We start from the raw sequence: 24,367 nt of genomic DNA on the forward strand, positions 1-24,367 counted from the left end.
TCCACCCGTACCGACCAGTCGGTAATGTGCGGCCATGACTTCTCTGCACCCGCGCGCGGGACGCCGCTGCCACAACGCCCTCAACCCGCTGCACTCGACCGTCTACTTCTCGCCCGACTTCGCCGCCGAGCTCGCCCGGATCGGCATAGAGGACGCGAGCGCCGCCTACTTCGCGGGACGCGGCGCCGCGATGGGCGCGGTCGGGCCGGGCGCGGTGGCCGCCGCGTTCTACAACTTCAACCACGAGCTGATCGCCAAGCATCTGCCGGCCGTCTGGGACACCGCCTCCCCCCAGGCGGTGCTCGACGCGCGGCTGCGCGCCGCCGACACCACCCTGCGGCGGCTGCTCGGCGACGACACCGTCGCCTCCCCCGAGATGGCGGAGGCGGCGGCTCTGGCGCTGCGCGCGGCCGAGGCGTGCACCCGTCACGCCCGTCCGCTCTACGCCGCCCACGCCGACCTGCCCGTGCCGGACGAACCGCACCTGGCCTACTGGCACGCGGCGACCCTGCTGCGGGAACACCGCGGCGACGGTCACCTCGCGGCGCTGCTCGCCGCCGGTCTCGACCCGCTCGAGGCGCTGGTGAGCCACACCGCCACGGGCAAAGGCATGGCACCCCGCTGGATCCTCGCCACCCGCGGCTGGGGGCGGACCGACTGGGAGGCGGCGCAGTCCCGGCTGCGGGAACGCGGACTGCTCGACGCAGAAGGCGAGTTGACGGAGGCGGGCACCGCGCTGCGGGCCGAGCTGGAGGAGCACACCGACCGGCTCGACCGGGCACCGTACGAGCACCTGGGCGCCCAGGGCGTCGAACGTCTCACGGAACTCGGCCGCGGCTTCCTGACGACCGCGGCGGTCGCGGGTGCGTTCCCGGAGGACCTCACCGGCAAGGGCTGAGTCACGGGACGGGGGCGGCGGGAACGTTTACGCAGAGGCGATCCCGGCTACCCGACGTAGTCCAACCCCCCGTCATTGGAGGTCAATCGTGCTCAGCGCCATTGCAGACGCACTTCGTACGGTCGGTTCGGCGATCGCCACCGTGGTGACGCTGCCGTTCCGGCTCCTGGCCCGCCTCTTCGGCGGAGCCTCGCGCGGCGGCAGGACACGGCGCGCCTGAGGCACGCGACACGGCCCCCGGCCACCCGGCACAATGCACTCTCAAGTACAGCGAGCACGAGAAGGCGAGTCGGGGAACCGTGACGACGTCCATCGAAGGCAGGATCGCCGAGGAGCTCGGCGTACGCGAGCGGCAGGTGAAGGCGGCCGTCGAGCTGCTCGACGGCGGGTCGACCGTGCCGTTCATCGCTCGCTACCGCAAGGAAGCGACCGAGATGCTCGACGACGCGCAGCTGCGCACGCTCGAGGAACGGCTGCGGTACCTCCGGGAGCTGGAGGAGCGGCGCACCGCGATCCTGGAGTCCGTGCGCGAGCAGGGCAAGCTCACGGAAGAGGTCGAGGCCCGGATCCGGGCCGCCGACACCAAGGCACGGCTGGAGGACATCTACCTGCCGTTCAAGCCCAAGCGGCGTACCAAGGCTCAGATCGCGCGTGAGGCGGGGCTCGAGCCGCTGGCGGAGGGCCTGCTGAGCGACCCGTCGGTCGACCCGCTCGCGGCCGCCGCGGCGTTCGTCGACGCGGACAAGGGGGTCGCGGACGCCCCCGCCGCGCTCGACGGCGCGCGCGCCATCCTGACGGAGCGTTTCTCCGAGGACGCCGACCTCATCGGCGAACTGCGCGAGCGGATGTGGACCCGCGGCCGGCTCGCCGCGAAGGTCCGGGAGGGCAAGGAGGAGGCGGGCGCCAAGTTCGCCGACTACTTCGACTTCTCGGAGGGCTTCACAGAACTGCCCTCCCACCGGATCCTCGCGATGTTCCGCGGTGAGAAGGAAGAGGTCCTCGACCTGGTCCTGGAGCCGGAGGAGCCGACCGACGGGCCCTCGTCCTACGAGGGCATCGTCGCGGCCCGCTTCGGCGTCGCGCAGCGCGGGCGGCCCGGCGACAAATGGCTCGGCGACACCGTGCGCTGGGCCTGGCGCACCAGGATCCTGGTGCACCTCGGCATCGACATGCGGCTGCGGCTGCGGACGGCCGCCGAGGACGAGGCGGTGCGCGTCTTCGCGGCCAACCTGCGCGACCTGCTGCTCGCCGCCCCGGCGGGCACCCGCGCCACCCTCGGCCTCGACCCCGGCTTCCGTACGGGAGTGAAGGTCGCCGTCGTCGACGCGACCGGCAAGGTGGTCGCCACCGACACAATCTATCCGCACGTTCCCGCGAACAAGTGGGACGAGTCGCTCGCGAAGCTGGCACGTCTCGCCAAGGAGCACGCCGTCGAGCTGGTGGCGATCGGCAACGGCACGGCCTCCCGCGAGACCGACAAGCTGGCCGGCGACCTGATCACCCGGCATCCGGAGCTGAACCTGACCAAGGTGATGGTGTCAGAGGCAGGCGCCTCCGTGTACTCCGCGTCGGCCTTCGCCTCGCAGGAGCTGCCCGGTCTCGACGTGTCGCTGCGCGGGGCCGTCTCCATCGCACGCCGGCTGCAGGACCCGCTGGCCGAGCTGGTCAAGATCGACCCGAAGTCGATCGGCGTCGGGCAGTACCAGCACGACCTGTCGGAGGTGAAGCTGTCGCGGTCGCTCGACGCGGTGGTCGAGGACTGTGTGAACGGCGTCGGCGTCGACGTCAACACGGCGTCCGCGCCGCTGCTTTCACGCGTTTCCGGCATCGGCGCCGGACTGGCGGAGAACATCGTCGCGCACCGCGACTCCAACGGTCCCTTCCGTTCCCGCAAGGCGCTCAAGGACGTGGCACGCCTCGGCCCGAAGGCGTACGAGCAGTGCGCGGGCTTCCTGCGCATCCGCGGCGGTGACGACCCGCTGGACGCGTCGAGCGTGCACCCGGAGGCGTATCCGGTGGTGCGGCGGATGGTGAAGACGACCGGTGGAGAGGTGGCGTCCCTCATCGGCAACACGTCCGTGCTGCGGTCGCTGCGGCCCGCGGAGTTCGTGGACGAGACCTTCGGTCTGCCGACCGTGACGGACATCCTGCGGGAGCTGGAGAAGCCCGGTCGCGACCCCCGGCCGGCGTTCAGGACGGCCACCTTCAAGGAGGGCGTCGAGAAGATCGGCGACCTGGCCTCCGGGATGGTGCTGGAGGGCGTGGTCACCAATGTCGCCGCGTTCGGCGCGTTCGTGGACGTCGGTGTCCACCAGGACGGCCTGGTGCATGTGTCGGCGATGTCCAAGACCTTCGTCAAGGACCCGCGCGACGTGGTCAAGTCGGGCGACGTGGTGAAGGTGAAGGTGCTCGACGTCGACATCCCGCGCAAGCGGATCTCGTTGACGCTGCGGCTGGACGACATGGCGACGGCGCAGCCGGCGGACGCGGGTGCGCCCCGGCGTGAGCGCGGCGGACGTCCGCCGCAGCAGCGCCAGGGCGGCGGTGGCGGTCGCGAGCGCCGTGGTGGCGGCGGCGACCGTCGTGGTGCCGGCGCACCGCGCCAGGCCCCGGCCCCGTCGAACAGCGCGATGGCGGACGCGCTGCGCCGCGCGGGTCTGGTGGACCCGAAGAACCGCTGATGTCCGCCGCCCGGGGCCGGGAACGCTTCCGGCCCCGGGCGCGGGCGTACCGCCTCCGGCCGCTCCGGAACGGGCGGGTGGGGCCGGCGACGCACCGGCCGGGCCGGGGCGGGCGGCAGCCGTGCCGCGTCAGGCCCCGCCGGGCCGGAGCCACCGGAAGGGCGGGACCGCGGGGGTCGGCCGGGTCGGAGCCACCCCGTCGCCCATGCAGCGTCCGGCCGGGTCGGAGCCACCCCGTCGCCCATGCAGCGTCCGGCCGGGCGCAGTCGCTGCCTCAGCGCGACCGCTCCTGTGACCGACAGGTGTGCCGGACCGCGTGGGTCGGCCCTCGCGGAGCCGCCGAGCGACCTCGACCGCGGCCGGCGGGTCGCAGCCGCCGCCGGGTCAGCCGTACCGCAGCAGGCGGGCAGACACTGAGCCACCGGATACGCGCGACCGCAGCCGGCGGGTCGCAGCCGCCGGGTCAGCCGTACCGCAGCAGGCCGCAGACGCTGAGCCGCCGGATACGCGCGCGACCGCGGCCGGACGGGTCACCGCCGCCCCGCCAGCCGTACCGCAGCAGGCCCGCAGACGCTGAGCCACCGGGTACGCGCCCGACCGCGCCGGCCGGGTCACCGCCGCCCCGTCAGCGGGACCGCATCGGACCGGGCGGGGCGGAGACGCCGGTGGTCAGAGCTCGGTGACCTTGCCGTCGGCCACCTCGATGCGGCGGGTGACGTGGACGGCGTCCAGCATCCGTCGGTCGTGGGTGACCAGCAGCAGCGTGCCCGTGTACGAGTCGAGCGCCGCCTCGAGCTGTTCGATGGCGGGCAGGTCGAGATGGTTGGTGGGCTCGTCCAGCACCAGCAGATTGACGCCGCGTCCCTGGAGCAGGGCGAGCGCGGCACGGGTCCGTTCGCCCGGTGACAGGGTCGTCGCCGGGCGCATCACATGGGCGGCCTTCAGACCGAACTTGGCCAGCAGTGTGCGGACCTCGGCCGGCTCCGTGCCGGGGACGGCCGCGCAGAAGGCGTCCAGCAGCGTCTCGGTGCCGTAGAAGAGTCCGCGGGCCTGGTCGACCTCGCCGACGACGACACCGGAGCCGAGCGACGCGTGTCCCGCGTCGAGCGGAAGGCGGCCGAGCAGCGCGGCGAGCAGCGTCGATTTGCCGGAGCCGTTGGCGCCGGTGACGGCCACGCGGTCCGCCCAGTCGATCTGCAACGACGCCGGGCCGAACCGGAAGTCACCGCGCCGCACCTCCGCCTCGCGGAGGGTGGCGACCACCGAGCCGGAGCGCGGGGCGGCGGCGATCTCCATCCGCAGCTCCCACTCCTTGCGGGGCTCCTCCACCGTGTCGAGCCGTTCGATCATGCGCTGCGTCTGGCGTGCCTTGGCGGCCTGCTTCTCGCTCGCCTCGCTCCGCATCTTGCGGCCGATCTTGTCGTTGTCGGTGGCCTTGCGGCGGGCGTTCTTGACGCCCTTGTCCATCCAGTTCCGCTGCATCTGGGCGCGGCCCTCGAGGGCGGCACGCTTGTCGGAGTACTCGTCGTACTCCTCGCGGGCGTGCCGGCGGGCGGTCTCGCGCTCCTCCAGGTAGGCCTGGTAGCCGCCGCCGTAGAGGGTGATCTGCTGCTGGGCGAGGTCCAGTTCGAGGACCTTCGTGACGGTCCTGGTGAGGAACTCGCGATCGTGACTGACCACGACCGTGCCGGCACGCAGGCCCTGGACGAAGGTCTCGAGGCGCTCGAGACCGTTCAGATCGAGGTCGTTGGTCGGCTCGTCGAGCAGGAACAGGTCGTAGCGGGACAGCAGCAGGGAGGCGAGGCCCGCGCGGGCGGCCTGGCCGCCCGACAGGGACGTCATCGGCTGGTCGAGGTCGACGGTGAGGCCGAGCGAGGCGGCGACCTCCTCGGCACGCTCGTCCAGGTCCGCGCCGCCGAGGTCGAGCCAGCGCTCCAGGCCGGTGGCGTAGGCGTCGTCCGCCCCCGCGACGCCGTCGGCCAGGCCCTGGGCGGCGTCGTCCATGGCGGTCTGCGCGGCCGCGACGCCGGTGCGCCGGGCGAGGAAGGCCCGGACGGTCTCCCCTTCGCGGCGCTCGGGCTCCTGCGGGAGGTGGCCGACGGTCGCGGTCGGCGGGGAGAGCCGCAGCTCGCCCTGTTTCGGCCGGTCGAGGCCGGCGAGCAGACGCAGCAGGGTGGACTTGCCCGCTCCGTTGACACCGACGAGACCGATCACGTCGCCGGGTGCGACGACGAGGTCGAGCCCGGCGAAGAGCGAGCGGTCGCCGTGGCCGGCGGCGAGATCCTTGGCGACGAGAGTTGCAGTCATCAGGGAGTGAATCCTAGGGCTTCTTGCGGGTCAGAGGAGTCCGGCGAGTTTGTACAGGGCGAGGGAGCCGGCGACGGCCACGTTCAGGCTGGAGCCGGTGCCGACCATCGGGATCTCCACGCACTCGTCGAGGAGGTCGAGCGCCTCCGGTGGAATCCCGTGCTGCTCATGGCCGAGGACCATGACCGTCGGGCTGCGCGCCGGAGCGAGGTCGGCGAGGCGGACGGCCTCGTCGGCCAGCTCGACGCCCACGATGCGCGCGCCCCGCTCCCGCTGCCGGGCCAGCCATCCCAGCGGGTCGCCGGTCCGGTGGGTGCAGACCGGCTTGCGGAGGGTGTTGCCGCGGGCGAGCGCTTCCGGCACCCACGGGAACCGCGGGACGGTGATGCACGCACCGACCGCGTCGCAGGTGCGGGCGAGGGTGCCCAGGTTCGCGCCGTGCAGGGGCCACAGGGGCGCCGCGTAGAGATGGTCCCAGCAGGAATGGGCCCTCGGGCGCCGGCTTCGGCGCAGTTCGTCGGGCGCACGGGTGCGGAAGGCGGGTCCGCTTCGGTTCGCGCTCATGGGCGCGGGGAGGCGGACCTCCGGTTCAGGGGCGCGCACGTGCGAGGCGTGTGATGTACGTGACGTGAGTGATGCATGCGGCGGCGATTCATCGGCTCGCCCGGGCCTCTTGTCGGATCATCGCGCCACCGGCGTGACGAGCACACCCCCCATGGTGCGTGCCACGACGAAGGATCGTCCCTTGACCGCCTTGGCGTCCAGCGGAATTCGGTGCGCACCGGGCTGAAGCGTCCCGTCGAACAGCTCCCGGACCCTGGTGCGGTACAGCGCGTCGAGGCGGTAGGCCACCAGCCGGACCCGGCATTCGGAGGCCACCTCGACCACCGCCTCCCCGCCCTCCGCCACGAGTCCTCTCAGCCGCCGCTGCCCGACCGGACTGCGGTCCAGGGCCAGCTCGATCTGCGCCACCAGCAGCGGGACGACCGGCGCGAGCCCGTCCACGTACTCCACCTGGGCGCCGGCACGTGCGAAAGCCTCCCGCACCGCGGCCCGGTCCGCGTCCGTGACCGCCCGGCCGAAGGCGACGACCTGGTACGCGCCGAGCTCCTCGGCCGGGACTCCGGCCGCGTCGTGGGCGATGTCGGCCCCGATGCCGATGGACCGCAGGGCTGCGGCGAGCTTGGCGAGGACGGCGACCCGCGCGCCGATCAGGAGGACACGGCGGCGGTCGGCGGCCTCTTCCGGGCCGGGCAGCAGCTGCTCCAGCGCCGCCCGGTACTCCTCGCCGCGGAAACGGAACGGTCCGATGCCGTGGTAGCCGTTGAGTTCCAGATCGGCCGTCTCCTCGGTCTGCCAGGCGAAGTCCCGCCAGACGACGTCGTCGCCGTCCCTCTCGATGACGGCGGTGACGGCCCCGCACTCGAGCCCCTCGCACTCGGGACAGCCGTAGATCACATACCTGCCGTCGCTCAGAGGTGCCTCCGCCTCGAGCAGCAGCCGGCGGAGATGGTCGGTGAAGACGGCGGGCGGGATGTCGGAGGCCAGCGGCGAGACCGCGTCGAGGTCGCTCAGCCGGTGGAGCAGCGGCCGGCCGTCGACGATGAAGTCGGTGAAGTCCCGGTGCACCTGGTAGGCACCGTCGGCGAGGACTCCCCCGGTTCGCATCGCCGGCGCCAGCCCGAAGGTCGCGTACTCGGCAGACATGCCGTGAGTCTGCCCAGCCGTGCGGTCTTCTGAGCATGCAGGCCATGGGCTACGGTCCCGGCATGAGCGGCGACGTACTGGTCCTGGGCGGCGGGGCGGTGGGACTGACCACGGCCCTGGTGCTGGCGGAGAGCGGCAAGCGGGTGCGGGTGTGGTCACGGGATCCCGCCGGCATGACCACTTCGGCCGTGGCGGGCGGGCTGTGGTGGCCGTATCGCATCGAGCCGGAGAAGCTGGTCGGCGAGTGGTCCCTGGAATCGCTGAGGGTGTACGAGGCACTGTCGGACCGGCCGGAGGAGACGGGCGTACGGCTGGTGCCCGGCGTCCACGCGGACACCCGTCTCGCGGGGCTCGGTCCCTGGGCCGCGCGGGTCGAAGGGCTGCGGGAGGTGGGCCCCCCGGAGCTGCCGCCGGGATTCTCCTCCGGTCTGCGCGCCCGGACCCCGCTGATCGACATGCCCGTCCATCTCGGCTGGCTGCTGCGGCGGCTGGAGGCCGCGGGCGGCACCGTGGAGGCGCGCGAGGCCGCATCCCTCGCACAGGCACGGTCGGAGAGCGGGGCGTCCGTCGTGGTCAACTGCACCGGTCTCGGGGCGCGCGAGCTGGTGCCGGACCCGTCCGTACGGCCGGTCCGCGGGCAGTTGGTGGTGGTGGAGAACCCGGGCGTCGAGGAGTGGTTCACCGCGGTGGACCACGCGTCGAGCGCGACGACGTACCTCCTTCCGCAGCCCGGACGGCTGCTGTTGGGCGGCACCGCCGAGGAGGACTCATGGGACCTGGAGCCCCAAGAGGCCACGGCGGCGGCCATCGTCGAGCGGTGCGCCCGCATCCGTCCCGAGGTCGGCCGGGCCAAGGTGCTCGGGCACCGCGTCGGTCTGCGGCCCGCCCGGGACACCGGCGTACGGATCGAGTCGGAGCGCCTTCCGGGAGGGGCACTGCTGGTCCACAACTACGGCCACGGCGGGGCCGGCATCACCGTCGCCTGGGGTTGCGCGCAGGCAGCGGCCGCGCTCGTCGGGTAGGCGGCGGGGCTCATCCGGCGGGGCGTGTCCCAGGCGTTCCGGGGGGTGGCTTGGTGGCGAGTGCGGGTGGCGAGCCACGTGCCGAGGACAGGTGGGGCCGATCATGTGCCGCACCGGGTGACACGGCCTCGCCGAGCACGGTACCCACCCGGAAAAGAGTCCGATTTTCTCCTCTTAACCCCTTTTGACGGCATATGCAGAGAGTTATTCTGGTAGCGGCCTACGAGGCGAGCGAGGGAGTTCGACCGGAGTAGCCGACTTCGGCGGAGTTACCCGCCGGGGCCGACGTCGACGGTCGGGCTGAGAGGTCCGAAGGTTTCAGGACCGGAGGACGACCCCCACCACCTGATCCGGACAATGCCGGCGCAGGGAGCCCGTCTCGTAGGTTCTTGCATGCCGCGTGTCCGGGCCGGACAGCGCACCGCGACGGCCCGCCGTCCCCCGGGCCGGCCGTCGCTCAAACCGCCTCCGCCCTCGCCGCCCCGGCCCGGGCACGGACCACGTCCGAGGGGTCCCAGTCCTGGTGCGGGACGGAGCTGAGCAGCAGCCGTGTGTACGCGTGCCGCGGTGTGCGCAGCACCCGGTCCGTCGGCCCCTGTTCGACCACGGTGCCCCTGCGCATGACGACGGTCTCGTCCGTGATGTGCTGCACGACGGCCAGGTCGTGACCGACGAAGACCAGGGCCACACCCGTGTCCTCCCTGATCTCGGCGAGGAGCTGGAGGATCTGGGCCTGGATGGACACGTCGAGCGCCGCGACCGCCTCGTCGAGGACCAGGATGCGCGGGTCGACGGCGAGGGCGCGCGCGATGGCCAGACGCTGGCGCTGTCCGCCGGAGAGCTCGTGCGGCCGGGCGTCGGCCTCGCGGGCACCCAGTCCGACCCGGTCCAGGAGTGACCGGACGCGGTCCTCCACCGCGGGGTGCCCGTGCAGGCGCAGGGCGGTGCGGAGGCACTGGCCGGCGGTGAGGCGCGGGTCCAGCGAGACGTAGGGGTCCTGGAAGACCATCTGGATCTCGCGTGCGCGGGCCAGCCGTTCGCGGCGGGAGCGCCCGCCACGGCGCGCGGTGTGCCGGTCCCGGCCGTTCACGGTGACGGTGCCGGCGTCGGGTCTCTCGAGACCGGCGAGCATGCGGGCCACGGTGCTCTTGCCTGAGCCCGACTCTCCGACGATGCCGACGGAACCGCCCTCGGGCAGGGTGAAGGAGACCCGGTCGGCCGCGGTGAGCGTGCCGCCGCCCGGTAGCCGGAAGGTCTTACGGAGCCCGTCGACGACGAGCAGGGACGTGCCGTTCCGCGGGCTGTCGTCGTTCATGGTGTGCTCCTGACGGCCGGTTCGGACGGTTGTGCGTGATCCTCGGTGGTGCCTGTCGCCGGTTTGTCGAGTGGACCACCCGGGGGCAGTTCGCCGATCCGGCGGCAGGCGGCCGTGCCGGCGTCGGCCAGTGGCAGCGGCTCCGGGGTCCACGTCTCGCACGTGGGCTCGCTGTGGGGGCAGCGTGCCGTGAACGGGCAGCCGGGAAAGGCGTCCGCGAGCGACGGGGGCCGGCCGGGTATCGGACGGATCGCCCGTGGTGTCCCGCCCAGTTCGGGCGAGCAGTCCAGCAGGCCCCTGGTGTACGGGTGCCGGGCGTGGGCGAAGAGGCGTTGGGCCTGCTGCTCCTCGACGACACGGCCCGCGTACATCACATACACGCGGTCGCAGTAGGCCGCGGCGAGGTGCAGGTCGTGGGTGATGAACAGCATGCCCAGCTCCCGCTGTTCGCGCAGCCGGCGCAGCAGGGCGAGGATCTCCGCCTGGGTGGTGACGTCCAGGGCGCTGGTGGCCTCGTCGGCGAGGAGCAGACGCGGCTCGGCGGCGAGCGCACCGGCGATGACGACGCGCTGCAGCATTCCTCCTGACATCTCGTGCGGCCGTTGCCTGACGCGCCGTTCGGGGTCGGGCAGGCCGACGGCGTCGAGGAGTCCGATCGCGGTCCCCAGCGCTCTGCGCCGCTCCCTACCGGAGCCTTCACCGGGGCGGACCAGCCTTTCGACGAGGAAGTCCCCGACCCGGCGCACGGGATTGAGGGCGGAGCGCGGGTCCTGGTGGACCATGGCCACCGTGCGGGCACGGTGCTCGCGCAGGCGCGTGCCGGTCATCGGCAGCACGTCCGCGCCGTCGACCAGCACCCTGCCTTCCGTCCGCGCGCCGTCGGGCAGGATGCCCAGTGCGGCCTTCGCGGTGGTGGACTTGCCCGAGCCGGATTCACCGACGAGGCCGACGACCTCACCGGTGCGGACCTGGAGGGACACCTCCGCCAGCAACGGTCGGGCGGCGCCCGGCAGATGTACGGTCAGGTTCTCGATGTCGAGCAGCATGGCGGCTATCTCCTGGATCCGAGCCGGTCGGCGGCGCGGACCCCGACGACGTTGAAGGCCACCACGACGGCGGCGATGGCGGTGCCCGGCACCAGCGCGGGCAGCAGGGCGCCCTGCACGATCGCCGACTGCCCCTCCTGCACCATCAGCCCCCAGTCGGAGCTGGGCGGCTGGGCGCCGAAGCCCAGATAGCTGAGCGTCGCGAGGCTCATCAGGGCCTCGCCGAACAGGACGACGAGGTAGCCGGCGATCGACCGTGCGAGGTTGGGGACGAGGTGGCGCACACAGATCCGCGCGCCGCCCATGCCCTGCACCCGGTAGGCGTCGATGTACGGCTTCGCCCGCTCGGAAAGGGCGACACTGCGGGTGTACTTGGCGATCGTGGGGGCGAAGGCGAGACCGAGCCCCAGCACGGACGTGGTCGTCCCGGCGCCGAACACGGCGATGATCAGGACGACGAACAGCAGGCCGGGGAAGGCGTACATCACGTCCGTGGCACGCGACACCAGCGTGTCCACCCAGCCGCCGCGCCAGGCGGCCAGGGTGCCGAGGGCGACGCCGAGGACGGACGCGAACGCCAGCAATAGGACCGGTGCTATCAGGCTCGTCCGGGTGCCGTACAGCACGCGGGAGAGCAGGTCCTGGCCGGACGCGTCGGTGCCGAGCGGATGTTCGGCGCCGGTGCCGACGAGGGAGGACGACAGGTCGACGGCGTCCGGCGGGTACGGGGCGAGCAGTGGGGCGAACACCGCGGCGAGCACCACCAGTCCGAGGAATCCGGCCGCCACGACCGCTCCGGCGGAGCGGCGGGAGCGATGGGCGACGGGCAGCAGCCCGCCGGCGGGGACCGCGGTCATGCGGGACTCCTCACGGCCTTGAGTCGGGGATCGAGCAACGGGTGCACCAGGTCGACGACGGTGGTGACCACGACATAGCCGGTGACCATCAGCAGCAGGACCGCCTGGGCGACCGGGAAGTCATGGCTGTTGATCGCGCCGACGAGCAGGGAGCCGATGCCGCTCAGCCCGAAGACGGTCTCGATGGCGACGGTCCCGGCGAGCATTCCCGCGGTGACCAGGCCGCACATGGTGATGATCGGTCCCAGCGCGTTGCGCAGGACGTGCCGGCGGACGATCTCGCGCTCCGGGATTCCGGAGGCGCGGGCGACGGCGACATGGTCGGCCGCGCCCGCGTCCACCATGGCCTGGCGAGTGACCCGGCTGATGACGGCGAGCGCTCCGAGCGCCATGGCGACGGCGGGCAGGGTGAGGTGGTGGACGGTGCCGGCGAAGCCTTCACCGCTGCCGGTCACCGGGAACCAGCCGAGCCGGACCCCGAACAGGGCGACGAGGGCTATGCCGCCGACGAACGAGGGGACGGACGCGGCGAGGGTGGTGCCGCCGACGACCGCGGAGTCGACCCAGCCGCCGCGGCGGACCGCGGCGAGGATCCCCGCGCCGACGCCCAGCACCACGAACAGGACGGTGGCATAGGCGACGAGGGCGAGGGTGGTGGGGAACCGGGCCGCCAGCAGATCGGCGACCTGGTCCCCGTACTGGAAGGAGCGGCCGAGATCGAGGTGAAGGCAGTCCCAGAGCCAACGGCCGTACTGGACGACCAGCGGCTCGTCGAGGTGGTACTGCTCCCGGACGGCGGCCAGCCGCTCGGGGGTGAGCTTGTCGCGGCCCCCGGCCAGGAAGACGGCGGGGTCACCGGGGGCGGCGTACACGGCGGCGAAGATCACGAAGGAGGCGGCCAGCAGTGTGGCGAACAGTCCTGTGAGCCGTCGCCCGATTGCGGCGATCATGGTGGGCTCAGCTCACTTCGCCCCGAGCGCTGCGGCCCAGGGGTAGTAGAGGTACGCCATGGACGCGGGCGGGCCGGTCAGCTTGTCGTCGATGACGAGGGCCGTGGGCGTCTGTGCGACGGGGATCCACAGCGCGGCTTCGCTGAACCGGCGCTGCACGTCGATCACGAGCGCGGCGCGCTTCTTGTCGTCCAGCGTCCGCATCGCCTCCTTGACCTTGCTGTCGTAGTCAGGGCTGCTGAAGCCGATCCAGTTGTTGGAGCTGTCGGAGAGGCCGTTGTCGTAGAAGCCGATGGGGTCGCTCTTGGAGATGTACCAGTCGGCGACGAGCACATCGATGCCGGCGCGGGCCTCCTTGTCACCGTAGAACTCGCCGTACTCGGCGGGCGGGACGGTCTTGATCTGGCCCTTGAGGCCGATCTGCTGGAGCGCGGCGCGGACGGCGTTGGCGATCACCAGGCGGCCCTGGCTGCTGTCCGTGCCGATGACGATCGGCTTGTCGGGAGCCGCCTTCGCGTTCTCCACGAGCTTCTTCGCGGCGGCGATGTCGCCGGCGCCGGGCCGGGCCGGAGCTCCCGTGAGCTGCTTCTGGGCGGCGGCGAAGGCCTCCTTCTCGTAACCCCAGGCGCCTGATCCGACGGGGGTGGCCCACGGCTCCACGAGACCGCCGTAGCCGGACCGGGCGATGCCCGCGCGGTCCAGGGCGAGCGCGAGGGCCCTGCGGATGTCCGGGTCGGCGAGGCCGCCGCGCTCCGTGGGGATCAGGGCGAGGGCGGCGGTGCTCGGTCCGTAGTGCTGATCGAGTCCCTTGGTGCCGCGCAGGGCCGCGGCCGTGCTGATGGAGTCGGCGTACGTGCCGTCGGCGGCGCCGGTCTTCAGGGCGTTCACCATGGCGCTGTCGTCGGCCCAGCGGAAGACCACCTGCTGGGTGAGAGGCTTCTCGCCCCAGTAGGAGTCGCTGCGGTTGATGACGATCGAGTCGCCGGACTTCCAGTCGCCGAGCCGGTAGGGGCCCGAGCAGGCGTCGGGCCGGCCGGGCGTGCCGAACTCCTTGCCGGCCTTCTCGACCTGCTCGCGGTTGTAGACCAACCCCGCGTCACCGGCCAGCGCCTTGGTGAACAGCGCGTCCGGCTGCTTGAACGTGATGGTGATCTCGAGGTCACCGGTCCTGGTCATCTCCGCGACGTTCGCGAACTCGTCGGACTGCTCCATCTCCGGCCGGGCGTGGCGCCGGAGGCTGAACAGGACGTCGTCCGCCGTCATCGCGGAGCCGTCGTGGAAGACGACGTCGTCGCGCAGGGAGAGGACGAGGGTCTTGTCGTCCGGTCCGGTGGCCTGCCGGACCAGGGAAGGCTTCACGGACATGTCGGGCCGGAGCTGGTACAGCCGCTCGCACACGTTGCTGAGGACGGTGCGGCCGGCGCTGCCGCCCTGGGTGTCCAGGTCGAGGGAGTCGGGTTCGTCCTCCAGCAGCCAGTTGACGGTGGAGACCTCCCCCTTGGCCTTGGCGGTGGTGGGGGTGAGTGCGAGCTGTGCGGCGTCGGCGGTGGCGCCGGCTCCCGTCGGACGGGTGGTGTCCGCGCCGCTGCACGCGGTGGTGAGGGCCATCGCCCCGGCGAGGCCGGCGGCGGCGACGGTGGTTCTGAGCTTCATGCTGGGCTCCTGAGCGGGGAAGGACGAAGAGCGGAAACAGCGTCAGTTCGGGGCGTGGGGCCGTCGTAGAGATTCCAGGGCAGGTGTTGGTACTCGCGGTCGCAGGGCGTGCCGGCCGTGACGTGGTAGTCGCCGGTGGTGAGGTCGACGCACGAGGAGACGAGCGTCTGCCACTGCTTGACCTGCGGTCTTCGCGGGTCGATGTGGGTGCACAGCGACTCGGGGTGGCCCAGGTGGTCCGACATCGCCTGCTTGATGAGCTTGCGCGACTCGTCCGCGCCGGTGGACCCGCGCAGCAGGCTCAGCCCCTCCTGCGCGCGGGGCACGCGCACCAGGGAATCGGCGGCCATCGGGCGGTAGTCAGCGGCGAGAGCGGCGGGGACTCCCGCCTGGTAGTGGTTGCCGTGCACCAGCAGGCCGTCGGTCGGGTACATCCAGCCGTGGCCGGCCGGCGTGGTCTCCAGATCGATGGCGAATCCCTCCCGGCAGGTCAGCAGCGCGTTGCTGGCGATGTGCGCGCGGGTGCGGCAGAGCTCGTCGAGGGCGTCGGTGATCGTGGCGCGGTCGAGGACGCTGCGCCGGATCACGGTCTGCGGGAGGCCGACCGTGTCGTCGAAGCGGCCGCCGAGCCCGTTGGCGTTGAGCGCGATCCCCGCGGAGTTGGCGCCCTGGCGGCCGATCTGTCCGGCCTCCACCTGCATGACGACGGTCGGTTTCGGCGGCTGGACGACGCGGATCATGACGACGGTGTCCGCCACCCCGGCCCGCCAGTCCCAGTTCTGGCCGGCCCAGACGTGCCCGTCGCCGCTGGCCGGGCCGTACGCGGCGAACGAGGTGCAGCCGTCCGGCGGCTCCTCCTGCGGGACCTGGGTGCCGGGGCCGTCGTGCTCCCGCATCCGTGCGAAGGAGTCGTCGTAGATGACCTCGCCGCGGGCGTTGAGGGCGAGTATGTCGAGCAGGCCGACGCCTGCGCCGTCGGCGATGCCCTGCATCTCCTCCAGGAGATGGGGTGCGTAGGCACGGACGGGCTCGAGCCAGCGGGCCGCCCGGGAGGTGACCTGCTGCCAGGTCAGCCCGGAGGACGATCCGAACGCCTCCGCGTAATAGGCGAGAGCGGTCCCGATCTGCGGGGCGACCGCCTCGCCGTACCGGCGGCCGCGCTCGACTGGGGTCCCCGACACCTCGATGACGGGAAGGGCGTGTTTCATCGCGAGGACTCCTCGGGACACAGGTGTGCTGTAATGTTCATTTCGAGAACACGAGATCCTGGAACGGAATACACACGAGCGTAACGGCCGTAACGTAGGAGTCAATACCTGTAATGAAGAATCCAGAATCCGGCAGCGCCGCGCCCGGTGGTCTGACCCGCCTGCGCGCCACCGTGCGCGACCAGTGGGACGAGCTGTCGGCCGCCGAGCGCACCGTCGCGCAGTACCTGGTCAGCGCGCCCGCCGAGCAGGTGATGTTCGCCAGCGCGCAGGAGCTGGGGACGGCCAGCGGCACCAGCAACGCCACGGTGGTTCGGGCCCTCCAGCGCCTGGGTTACGCCGGGCTGCCCGCGCTGAAGCGGGAACTGGCCGCGGACTTCACCTCGGCACTGGCGCCCGAGGTCCGGCTGAAACAGCGCATCGCGCATGTCGGGCAGGACCTGCAGACCATCTGGAACGACGTCTTCGACGAGACGCAGGACCGGATCGACCAGTGCCGGCGCCTCACCGGGGCCGACGCCCTCCAGCAGGCCGTGGCCGCTCTCGCCGACGCCCGTGAGGTGCTTTGTTACGGCGTCGCCGCGTGCGAACTCGCGGCACGGCACCTCGCCCTGGCCCTCGGCCGTATCGGCCGCCGCGCGCGGTTCGTCGGCGCCACGGGGTTCGCGCTCGCCGACCCGCTGCTGTCACTGGCGCAGGGCGACACCGTGGTCATCTTCCAGCCCGGCAGGCCGCTGTCCGAACTCACGGTGCTGGTGGAGCGGGCGCGGTCGGTGGGCGCGAAGGTCGTGTTCGTGACGGACGAGCTGGGCGAGGCGTTCGAGGAGCGCGTCGACGCGATCCTCACCGCGCCCCACACGCCGACCGGCATCACCAACGAGGCGCTGACAGGGCTCGTCGTCGCCGACGCGCTGCTGCTGGCCCTCACGACCCTGGACGAGACGCGCGCGGTCGAGCACTCGCACCAGCTCACAGCACTGCGGGAACAGCTGCTTCCCCCGCGCGAGCAGCGCTCCAGGAAAGCCTGAGACAGCGGAAAGGGCGACGAACCGGCAGGACGGCCTCACGGACCAGGCGCCAGGGCAAGGGACAGGGCAACGGACAGGGCACGCCGCCCGGACAAGGCGGCAGCGCGGGACCGGCAGAACGAGGCGACCGGCGCGGGACCGGTAGGACGAGACGAGCGGCGCGGGACCGCGGCGCATAGGCAGAACAGCCGGAAGGCCGTGGATCACGGGGGGGGTGTCACGCCCCCATGCCCCACGGCCTTCCTCGGCCCTCGCGCGTTCGCCCGGCCACCGGCTCGTGGATGTCTCCCGGCCGCCCGTGACTTCCCGTCAGCCCTGCTCCGGGCGGTCCTTGCGTCGTTCCGGGTCCTCGTCCGACTCCGGCGGGGGCTCCTCCTCGACGGGGATCTGACCCGCCTCCGGGCCGGTTCCCGGGCCGATGCGGATCTCGAACTCGCCCGCGTACTTCTCGTGTCCCGCGATCACCGCGGTCTCCACCGCCTCCTCCGCGATCTCGCCCCGGACGATCAGCGGGTCCTGACGCAGGTCGCGCATGAGGGCCACACACATGCCGATCATCACCAGCACGAACGGCGCCGCGACCAGGATGGTCAGGTGCTGGAGGCCGGCGAGCGCGTCCCCCTTGCCCTCACCGACGAGGAGCATCACGGCGGCCACCGCGCCGGTCACCACGCCCCAGAAGATGACGACGACCCGCGCCGGTTCGAAGGTGCCCTTCTGGGAGAGCGTCCCCATCACGATCGAGGCCGCGTCGGCGCCCGACACGAAGAAGATGCCGACGAGGATCATCACCAGGAGGCTCATCACCGAGGCGATCGGGAACTCCTGGAGCACGCCGAAGAGCTGACCCTCCGGTGTCGTCTCGTCGCCCAGCCTCCGCTGTTCCTGAAGCCTCATGGCGGTGCCGCCGAAGACGGCGAACCAGATCAGGCTGACCGTGCTCGGCACCAGGATGACGCCGCCGACGAACTGACGGATGGTACGGCCGCGGCTGATGCGCGCGATGAACATGCCGACGAACGGCGTCCACGAGATCCACCAGGCCCAGTAGAAGACCGTCCAGCTGCTCAGCCAGTCCGCGACGTCACCGCCGCCGGTCGCCGCCTCCGTCCGGCCGGCCAGCTGCGGCAGTTCCTCGAAGTAGGAGGCGAGCGAGGTGGGGATCAGATCCAGTACGAGGATCGTGGGTCCGGCGGCGAAGACGAAGAGGGCGAGCACGATCGCCAGCACCATGTTGGTGTTGGACAGCCACTGGATGCCCCGCTCCACACCCGACACGGCCGAGAAGACGAAGCACACGGTCAGCACCGCGATGATGGAGATGAGCAGGCCCGTACCCGCCTTCTCCATCCAGCCCAGCTCCTGGAACCCGCTGCCGATCTGCAGGGCGCCGAGGCCCAGTGACGTCGCGGAGCCGAAGAGCGTGGCGAAGATCGCCAGGACGTCGACCAACCGGCCCGGCGCCCCCTCCGCCCGCTTCTTGCCCATCAGCGGCTCGAAGACCGCGCTGATGTTCTGCCGCCTGCGGCGCCGGAACGTGCTGTAGGCGATGGCGAGGCCGACCACCGCGTAGATCGCCCACGGGTGCAGGGTCCAGTGGAACAGCGTGGTGGCCAGGGCCGTCTCCATGGCGTCCGCCGAGTCGATCGGGTCGGTGCCGGGCGGCGGCGTCGTGTAGTGCGCGAGTGGTTCGCTGACTCCGTAGAACATCAGGCCGATGCCCATGCCCGCGCTGAACATCATCGCGACCCAGGAGACGGTGCGGAACTCCGGTCCCTCGTGCTCCTGTCCGAGCGGGATCCGGCCGTAGCGGCTGACGGCGAGCCAGAGGGCGAAGACCACGAAACCCGATGCGGCCAGGACGAACGCCCAGCCGCCGTTGTGCATCAGGCCGTTCAGCAATGTGTCGGAGGCGCTCTCCAGCGTCTCCGTGAACACCGAGCCCCAGAACACGAAGGCGAGTGTCAGCACCGCCGTCACGCCGAACACCACCCGGTCCGTGACGGGTGCTCTGTCCTCGTGCGGATGGCGGCCCGGAAGCGCCGCCTTGACGGGATACCACAGCCGTTTGCCCGGCTTTTCTACGTCGCGCGACACGGGGCACCTTTCATGAATCCGCGGAGCCGAATTTCACTCCCCGCTACCCCCTACCACACGAGTCACTCTCCTCCCGGTATCAACAGGCTTCCACCGGTTCCGCCGTGGTGATGCGATAGGCCGCACGGGTGTCGAGCAGCAGCGGGACCAGATTCCGCAGGGACTGCCGCAGCGGTACGACGGCGCCGTCGGCGACGGGCCGGGCGAGGACGCCGTGGAGAGCCAGCTCGTCCTTGACCCCCGCGTACTGGCCGGCGTCGAGACGGTAGGCGCAGGGCGGGTCCTGGATCGTCTCGTCCGGCCCCGCCGGGTCGTTGTCGGCGCCGCCGAGGTACACCGGCCCGCGGTCCGCGAACCCGGCACGCCGGGCCGCTCCGGTTGCGGCCTCGATCCGGCCCTGCCGCTCGGCGGTGTACGCGAACAGACCGCCCAGGGCGGCGAGCTGACTGCCGACCCGGCGGCGGTGATTGAGCGCCGGGTCGGCCTTCTCCTGCGGTGTCAGCGCGTCGACGCGGCTCTCGATCAGCAGTCCCACCGCGTGCTTGACGCCGCCGGCGTTGCGCAGGATGCGCTCCTGTCCGTCGCCCGCGGTCTGCCTGAGCGGCTCGCCGGTGACGGGGTCCGTCCAGATGCCGTACGTGCCGGTGGAGTGGCCAGCACGATTGGCGGCGGGCCGGACGTACGTCCCGGACAGGGTCTGCGCCTCACGGTGCACTGCGGCGTCGGTGTTGAGGTTCCGGGGCCACAGGTCGAACAGGTCCTTGTCGTAGTAGGGCGGTGTGGCGCCGTACTCGTGCAGGTCGTAGACGATGTCCGGCTGCCGGTCGCGGACGACCGCCGCGATGGCCCGCCCTTCCGCGGTCCTCAGCGCGATGTGGTCGCGGTTGACGTCGACGCCGTCCGCGTTGCCCCGGGTGTCCGCGGCGCGGCCGTCGGGGTTGGCGGTGGGCAGGACGAGCACCCGCGTGCGGGCCAGCAGCCGGCGGGTCGCGTGGTCCCGCGCGAACGCGAGGTCCCGCACCGTGGTCAGGCAGGCCTCACGGCCCGACGGCTCGTCGCCGTGCTGACTGCAGATCAGCAGGACGGTGTGCGCGGACGTCGGGTTGCCGAGATGGACGAGCCGCAGCGGACGTCCCTGCCCCGTCGTGCCGATGTGCTCCACGGACATCCGTTCGCTGCCGCGGTCGACCGCGGCGAGGAAGGCCCTCTCCTCCTCCTCGCCGGTCCAGCGCGCGCCTCCGCTGTCCTCGAATCCGGTACGGGGTGTGGTGTACGCCGCCTCGGCGGGGCCGGTGACCAGCGGTACCGCGAGCGCTGCGGCGGCCGCCGTCAGGGCGAGCGTGCGGACACGGATGCGGGACGTCATCGGATACTGCCTCCGGGGATCCGGTCCGGTACACGTATCGGCATGGCCCCGGAAACGTACTCCGGTCGGCTGCGCCGCGACAGGGGGCGGTCAACGTCGGTTGCCGACGGTGCGGTTGGGGCAGGTCGGCCCGTCCGGCTCGCGGCAGATGTCCTGTGCGGAACCAGTCTGCACGTCTTCGTACGGTGTGGCCGGCATCCACGCCCGGCCGGTCCGACGTGCCGCCGGTCCCGCCCGGCGGCGGACCGTCGGCCGCCACCGGCGCTGGAAGCGCTCTCAAGCTGTCGGCGGGGACGGATATCCTGGATGTCGGATCATGCCACCGACCGGCGTGCCGGAGCACCGGAGCAGACGAGGAGCGCCCGCCTTGACCGAGCAGACCACGGGGTCCCGCCCCACCCTGGAAGCCGTCGCGGCGCGCGCTGGCGTCTCCCGTGCCACGGCCTCCCGGGTCGTCAACGGCGGTGCGGGAGTGCGCGCACCCCTGGTCGACAAGGTGCGCAAGGCGGTCGAGGAGCTCGGGTACGTACCGAATCACGCGGCGCGCACCCTGGTCACCCGGCGCAACGGCGCGGTGGCGGTGATCATCGCGGAGCCGGAGTTCCGGATCTTCTCCGACCCCTTCTTCGAGCAGCAGGTCAGGGGCATCAGCCGCGAGCTCACGGCGCACGACTCCCAGCTGGTGCTGCTGTGGGTGGAGGGCCCCGGGGACCACGACCGGATCGCCCGCTACCTCGGCGGCGGGCACGTCGACGGAGCGCTCGCCTTCTCCCTCCACAACGATGATCAGCTGCCCGCGCTCATCAGCCGGACGAAGATCCCCACGGTCTTCGGCGGGCGTCCCGCCGCCGGTTCCGACCTCGCCGTGCCGTACGTGGACGCCGACAACCGCGGCGGCGCCCGGGAGGCGGTGCGCCATCTGGTCTCGCTCGGCCGCAGGAACATCGCGCACATCGCCGGCCCCCGCGACCAGACCTCCGCGCTGGACCGCGTGGACGGCTACCACGACGTCCTCGTCGACGCCGACCCCGGGCTCTTCTGCCAGGGCGACTTCACCGAGGAGAGCGGCGCTCGCGCGATGGCCGAGCTGCTCGACCGCCGCCCCGACGTGGACGGCGTCTTCGTCTCCAACGACCTGATGGCGTCGGGCGCCCTGCGCACGCTGCGCGAGCGCGGCGTCCGGGTGCCGGAGGACGTGGCCCTGGTCGGCTTCGACGACATGGCCTCGGTCGTCGGGACGACGGAGCCGGCCATGACCACGGTGCGCCAGGACGTCGAGGGCATGGGCAGGCTGATGGTCCGGCTGCTGATGCGGCTGCTGAACGAGGCGGGCGGCGACGCCCCCGCGTCCGTCATCACCCCGACCACACTGGTGCGGCGGGCATCGGCCTGATCGCCGACGCCCGCCGCGTTCCTGTGGGGGGAGCGGTTCAGCTGAAGGGGATCACCAGCACCGACTTGTCGGTGCCGGTCTGGAGCTTGGCGGTGCCGTTGCCGATGGCGCTCCACACCTCGAGGCGCACGGTGCCGCCGTTGAGGTTGCCGAGCGTGCCGGTGGAGGCCTTGAGGCCGCGGGACTGTGCGTACTCCTCCCAGCCGGTGACCGGGTCGGTCGCGAAGTAGTGGTACGTCTCCGTCCGCTCGAAGGTGCCGTCACCGGTGAGGTCGTAGCTGATGCGTGCCTGCTGGCCGAGTCCGACCGTGGTGCCCGCGTCGACCTGGAGCCGGAAGGCGGTCGAGGCGCCCGGGGCGAGGGTGCCGTTGACACCCCGGATCTCGTAGACGAGCGGCTGGTACGGGGTGCCGTCGTGGTTGGCGCCGCCCGCGGAGGCGATGGTGTCGCTGCCCGCCGTGCCGCCGGTGGCCGTGGTCAGCGCGCCACCGCTGCGCAACTGGAAGGTGTTGCCCGTCGGCGGCTCCGGGTCGGGGTCGGGCTCGCCGCCGCCGGTCCCGGTGCCCGTCGCGGTGGAACGGGCGGGCACGGAGAGGGTCTTGCCGTCGGAGAAGGTCACCGTGCGGGCGGTGGCGCCGTGGTTGTGCGCGGCGTAGATCCGTGTGGTGCCCTTGGTGAAGACGGCGGACGTCGGGATGTTGCCGGTCACCGTGGTGTCGGGCGCGCCCAGGCGGTCGAGGGTGGAGATCCAGTGGTACGTGTGGGCCTTGGACTCGCCCTGCTCGGGGGTGTAGCCGGCGTGGCCCGCGTCCCACTTGGCCTTGGCCGTGGCGGGGTCGGCCAGGGACTGGAACTCCCAGAGGATGTCGCGCCATTCGACGGCCGGGCCGCCGTTCTCGCGCTCCATCTCGGCGATGTTGCGCCGGATCGCGGCCTTCTCCCCACCGAGGTGGAGCGAACCGCCGGTCACGGGGAGGACGTTGATGCCGTGGATCTCCTCGGGGTTGGCGGTCCACCAGGTGGAGTAGGCGGCGCCGCTGCCCCAGACCATGCCGGCCGTGTCGTGGCCGAAGGAGGACGGGAAGACCTGCTCGTCGGCGTCGAACCAGTACTGGGCGATGGACTCCGCCTCCGTGGTCAGCAGGTACGTGCCGAGGTCGCGGAGCGCGGTGTCACCGGTGGCCGAGCCCCACAGGACCAGGGCGGCGCTGAGGTTGGTGGACTCCGAGGATGACTCCTGGTTGTTGCCGGCGGCGAAGCCCTGGTGGCCGGACGCCCAGCTGTGTCCGGCGTAGATGTCGAAGCCGCGCAGGAAGGGGAAGGCCGTGTCGGTGCGGCTCGCGTTGGCGGCGTCCCGCACCAGGGTCTTGACCATCCCGCCCCAGGCCGAGTCGGCGGCCCAGGCCTGGTCGTACTGGGCGACGATCGCCGCGGCGTAGACGTAGTAGCTGTAGTGGAAGTGGTGGTCGTTGAGCTCGGTGTCGCTGCCGTAGGAGGCCGGGTACCCGGTGAGGGTCTTCCAGTCCCTGTCGTAGCTGAACTCGTTCGCGCCGCCCGCCGTGAACCAGTCCTGGAGCCTGCCCTTGATCAGGCCGAGCAGCTTGTCGCGGGTGCCGGTCTCACCGATCTGCTCGGCCACGGGCACGAGCTGGGCGAGACGGCCGAGCGCCTTGCCGGTCCAGTAGGTGTCGGTGGCGCCGGAGAACGGGTCGGAGGCGTTCGCGACCTCGTTCAGATAGCCGCGCAGCCGGGCGGTGTCGACGGCGTCCGACTTGGGCAGGGCCGGCAGCACCGGCGAGGCCTTCTGGCTGGTGGTGAAGGAGGCGGACTCCCGCACCTTCATGGTGCCGCGCGGTGAGACGTAGGTGTGCGTCGTGAGCGGGTCCGTGGTGTTCAGCCACTGGTGGCGGTAGAGGGCCTGGAGCGTGCCGCGCTCGGTGCCCTCCTTGGCCTCCGTGGTGAGCGTGTAGGTGGCCTTGACCGTGCCGCCGGTGTAGCTCCAGGCGGCCTGGGAGCCGGTGACGAAGCTGTAGGCGTACTTCTTGTACGTCGCGAGCGCCCCCGTGGAGGGGAGGACGGCCACGGAGAAGTAGTCCTTGGAGCCGAGGCCGGCGGTGAGGGTGGATCCGGAGATGTTCCAGTCGCTGCCGGTCGGCGCGAAGAGGGCGTAGTGGTGTCCGGCGACGGTGATGCCGAGGACGTTGCCCTGGTCGGCGAAGACGGCGGGCGCGGCGGCGGTCGTGATCTGGGCGTTGCCGCCGGAGCCCTTGGCGTACACGAACGGCATGCCGTGGCCGATGGTGGTCCGCAGGGTGCGGGTGCCGTCGGACCAGTAGGGCGTGACGGTCCAGTCGGACCAGTCGTCGGCCTTCGTGTCGGGCGAGTTGAGGCCGGTCAGGCCGATGGTGAGGTCGCGCTTGTGGGCGAACTCGTACTGGCGGCCGTCCCCGACGATCGCGGGGGTGGTGGGGTAGCCCACGTCGAGCCCGCCGGCGGTGGCCTGGTAGGTGAGGGGGTGCCCGTACATGGGGGTCGAGTACGGGTTGTCGCCGTAGCGCTGGAAGGCGAGGGAGGACCACCAGTCGTTGGTGGGCACCGGCCGGCTCTTGGCCGCGGCCGTCACCTTGGGCGTGACGGGCGCTCCGGTGTTGGTGGTCGGTCCGGACGTTCCGGCGGGGCGGGTGTCGGAGTAGCTGCCGGAGCCTATGGGGATCGTGGCGGCGGCCGCGGGTGCGGCGGCCGGGCCCAGGCCGACAGCGGCCAGGGCTGAGGCCAGGACCAGCGCTGCGGCCGGCCTGGTGCGGGGGGCTGGCATGAACGGCACCTCAAGTCATCACGG

The 24,367-nt window shown here is 72.0% G+C and carries 18 protein-coding genes; 6 read left to right on the forward strand and 12 right to left on the reverse strand.

The features are described 5' to 3' along the window. The first annotated feature begins 34 nt into the window (after positions 1 to 34). The 3 genes from SPRI_RS04885 to SPRI_RS04890 all read left to right on the forward strand — a co-directional run bounded on the left by SPRI_RS04885 (position 35) and on the right by SPRI_RS04890 (position 3,579). A complete protein-coding gene (locus SPRI_RS04885; protein ID WP_053556711.1) occupies positions 35 to 898 on the forward strand; it encodes an SCO6745 family protein in 864 nt (287 codons plus the stop codon). 88 nt (positions 899 to 986) lie between these two features. Next, complete coding sequence (locus SPRI_RS39720) at positions 987 to 1,118, forward strand: LPFR motif small protein (protein WP_259372242.1); 132 nt, start codon at positions 987 to 989, stop codon at positions 1,116 to 1,118. A gap of 79 nt (positions 1,119 to 1,197) precedes the next feature. Beyond that, positions 1,198 to 3,579: a Tex family protein gene (locus tag SPRI_RS04890; RefSeq protein WP_005308962.1), complete on the forward strand. Its 2,382-nt coding sequence runs from the start codon at positions 1,198 to 1,200 to the stop codon at positions 3,577 to 3,579. Between the two features lie 669 nt (positions 3,580 to 4,248). On the opposite strand, the gene SPRI_RS04895 is transcribed toward SPRI_RS04890, so the two are convergent. The 3 genes from SPRI_RS04895 to SPRI_RS04905 form a co-directional block, all read right to left on the reverse strand. Next, complete coding sequence (locus SPRI_RS04895) at positions 4,249 to 5,886, reverse strand: ABC-F family ATP-binding cassette domain-containing protein (protein ID WP_053556712.1); 1,638 nt, start codon at positions 5,884 to 5,886, stop codon at positions 4,249 to 4,251. 30 nt (positions 5,887 to 5,916) lie between these two features. Next, entirely contained in the window at positions 5,917 to 6,450 is a 534-nt protein-coding gene (locus SPRI_RS04900) for a TrmH family RNA methyltransferase (protein WP_037773184.1), read from the reverse strand. Positions 6,451 to 6,567: 117 nt separating this feature from the next. Beyond that, entirely contained in the window at positions 6,568 to 7,593 is a 1,026-nt protein-coding gene (locus tag SPRI_RS04905; protein ID WP_005308972.1) for a hypothetical protein, read from the reverse strand. Positions 7,594 to 7,655: 62 nt separating this feature from the next. On the opposite strand from SPRI_RS04905, the gene SPRI_RS04910 reads away from it, so the two are divergent. Continuing rightward, positions 7,656 to 8,615 (forward strand): FAD-dependent oxidoreductase, encoded by a 960-nt coding sequence (locus SPRI_RS04910; RefSeq protein ID WP_005308975.1) that lies wholly within the window; start codon positions 7,656 to 7,658, stop codon positions 8,613 to 8,615. Positions 8,616 to 9,072: 457 nt separating this feature from the next. Here SPRI_RS04910 and SPRI_RS04915 read toward each other — a convergent pair whose 3' ends face one another. Genes SPRI_RS04915 through SPRI_RS04940 form a run of 6 tightly spaced genes read right to left on the reverse strand, consistent with a single transcriptional unit; the run spans position 9,073 to position 15,644 of the window. Continuing rightward, complete coding sequence (locus SPRI_RS04915) at positions 9,073 to 9,930, reverse strand: ABC transporter ATP-binding protein (RefSeq protein ID WP_037773185.1); 858 nt, start codon at positions 9,928 to 9,930, stop codon at positions 9,073 to 9,075. After that, the gene (locus SPRI_RS04920) at positions 9,927 to 10,976 is read right to left on the reverse strand and encodes an ABC transporter ATP-binding protein (protein ID WP_005308981.1); all 1,050 of its coding nucleotides are present in this window, start codon (positions 10,974 to 10,976) and stop codon (positions 9,927 to 9,929) included. Before SPRI_RS04920 ends, SPRI_RS04915 begins: the two co-directional genes overlap by 4 nt. A 5-nt stretch (positions 10,977 to 10,981) precedes the next feature. After that, positions 10,982 to 11,833: an ABC transporter permease gene (locus SPRI_RS04925; RefSeq protein WP_005308984.1), complete on the reverse strand. Its 852-nt coding sequence runs from the start codon at positions 11,831 to 11,833 to the stop codon at positions 10,982 to 10,984. Further along, complete coding sequence (locus tag SPRI_RS04930) at positions 11,830 to 12,783, reverse strand: ABC transporter permease (protein ID WP_005308987.1); 954 nt, start codon at positions 12,781 to 12,783, stop codon at positions 11,830 to 11,832. The genes SPRI_RS04925 and SPRI_RS04930 overlap by 4 nt, the downstream gene beginning before the upstream one ends. 12 nt (positions 12,784 to 12,795) lie before the next feature. After that, on the reverse strand, positions 12,796 to 14,436 hold the full coding sequence (locus tag SPRI_RS04935; protein ID WP_005308990.1) for an ABC transporter substrate-binding protein: 1,641 nt from the start codon (positions 14,434 to 14,436) through the stop codon (positions 12,796 to 12,798). Further along, positions 14,433 to 15,644, reverse strand: a complete 1,212-nt coding sequence (locus SPRI_RS04940) for a C45 family autoproteolytic acyltransferase/hydolase (RefSeq protein ID WP_005308992.1) — start codon at positions 15,642 to 15,644, stop codon at positions 14,433 to 14,435. The genes SPRI_RS04935 and SPRI_RS04940 overlap by 4 nt, the downstream gene beginning before the upstream one ends. A 113-nt stretch (positions 15,645 to 15,757) precedes the next feature. Here SPRI_RS04940 and SPRI_RS04945 point away from each other — a divergent pair, with 113 nt between their 5' ends. Continuing rightward, positions 15,758 to 16,672, forward strand: a complete 915-nt coding sequence (locus SPRI_RS04945) for a MurR/RpiR family transcriptional regulator (RefSeq protein ID WP_005308995.1) — start codon at positions 15,758 to 15,760, stop codon at positions 16,670 to 16,672. 309 nt (positions 16,673 to 16,981) lie between these two features. Here SPRI_RS04945 and SPRI_RS04950 read toward each other — a convergent pair whose 3' ends face one another. Together SPRI_RS04950 and SPRI_RS04955 are read right to left on the reverse strand one after the other, a co-directional pair. After that, positions 16,982 to 18,736, reverse strand: coding sequence for a BCCT family transporter (locus SPRI_RS04950; protein WP_005308998.1), 1,755 nt, complete (start codon positions 18,734 to 18,736; stop codon positions 16,982 to 16,984). A gap of 112 nt (positions 18,737 to 18,848) precedes the next feature. Beyond that, complete coding sequence (locus tag SPRI_RS04955) at positions 18,849 to 20,135, reverse strand: M14 family metallopeptidase (RefSeq protein ID WP_005309001.1); 1,287 nt, start codon at positions 20,133 to 20,135, stop codon at positions 18,849 to 18,851. Between the two features lie 367 nt (positions 20,136 to 20,502). On the opposite strand from SPRI_RS04955, the gene SPRI_RS04960 reads away from it, so the two are divergent. Then, a complete protein-coding gene (locus tag SPRI_RS04960; protein WP_005309003.1) occupies positions 20,503 to 21,528 on the forward strand; it encodes a LacI family DNA-binding transcriptional regulator in 1,026 nt (341 codons plus the stop codon). A 37-nt stretch (positions 21,529 to 21,565) separates the two neighbouring features. On the opposite strand, the gene SPRI_RS04965 is transcribed toward SPRI_RS04960, so the two are convergent. Further along, the gene (locus SPRI_RS04965; protein ID WP_037775915.1) at positions 21,566 to 24,343 is read right to left on the reverse strand and encodes a glycosyl hydrolase; all 2,778 of its coding nucleotides are present in this window, start codon (positions 24,341 to 24,343) and stop codon (positions 21,566 to 21,568) included. Positions 24,344 to 24,367: the final 24 nt, after the last annotated feature.

The organism is Streptomyces pristinaespiralis (genome assembly GCF_001278075.1).
Taxonomy (GTDB): domain Bacteria; phylum Actinomycetota; class Actinomycetes; order Streptomycetales; family Streptomycetaceae; genus Streptomyces; species Streptomyces pristinaespiralis.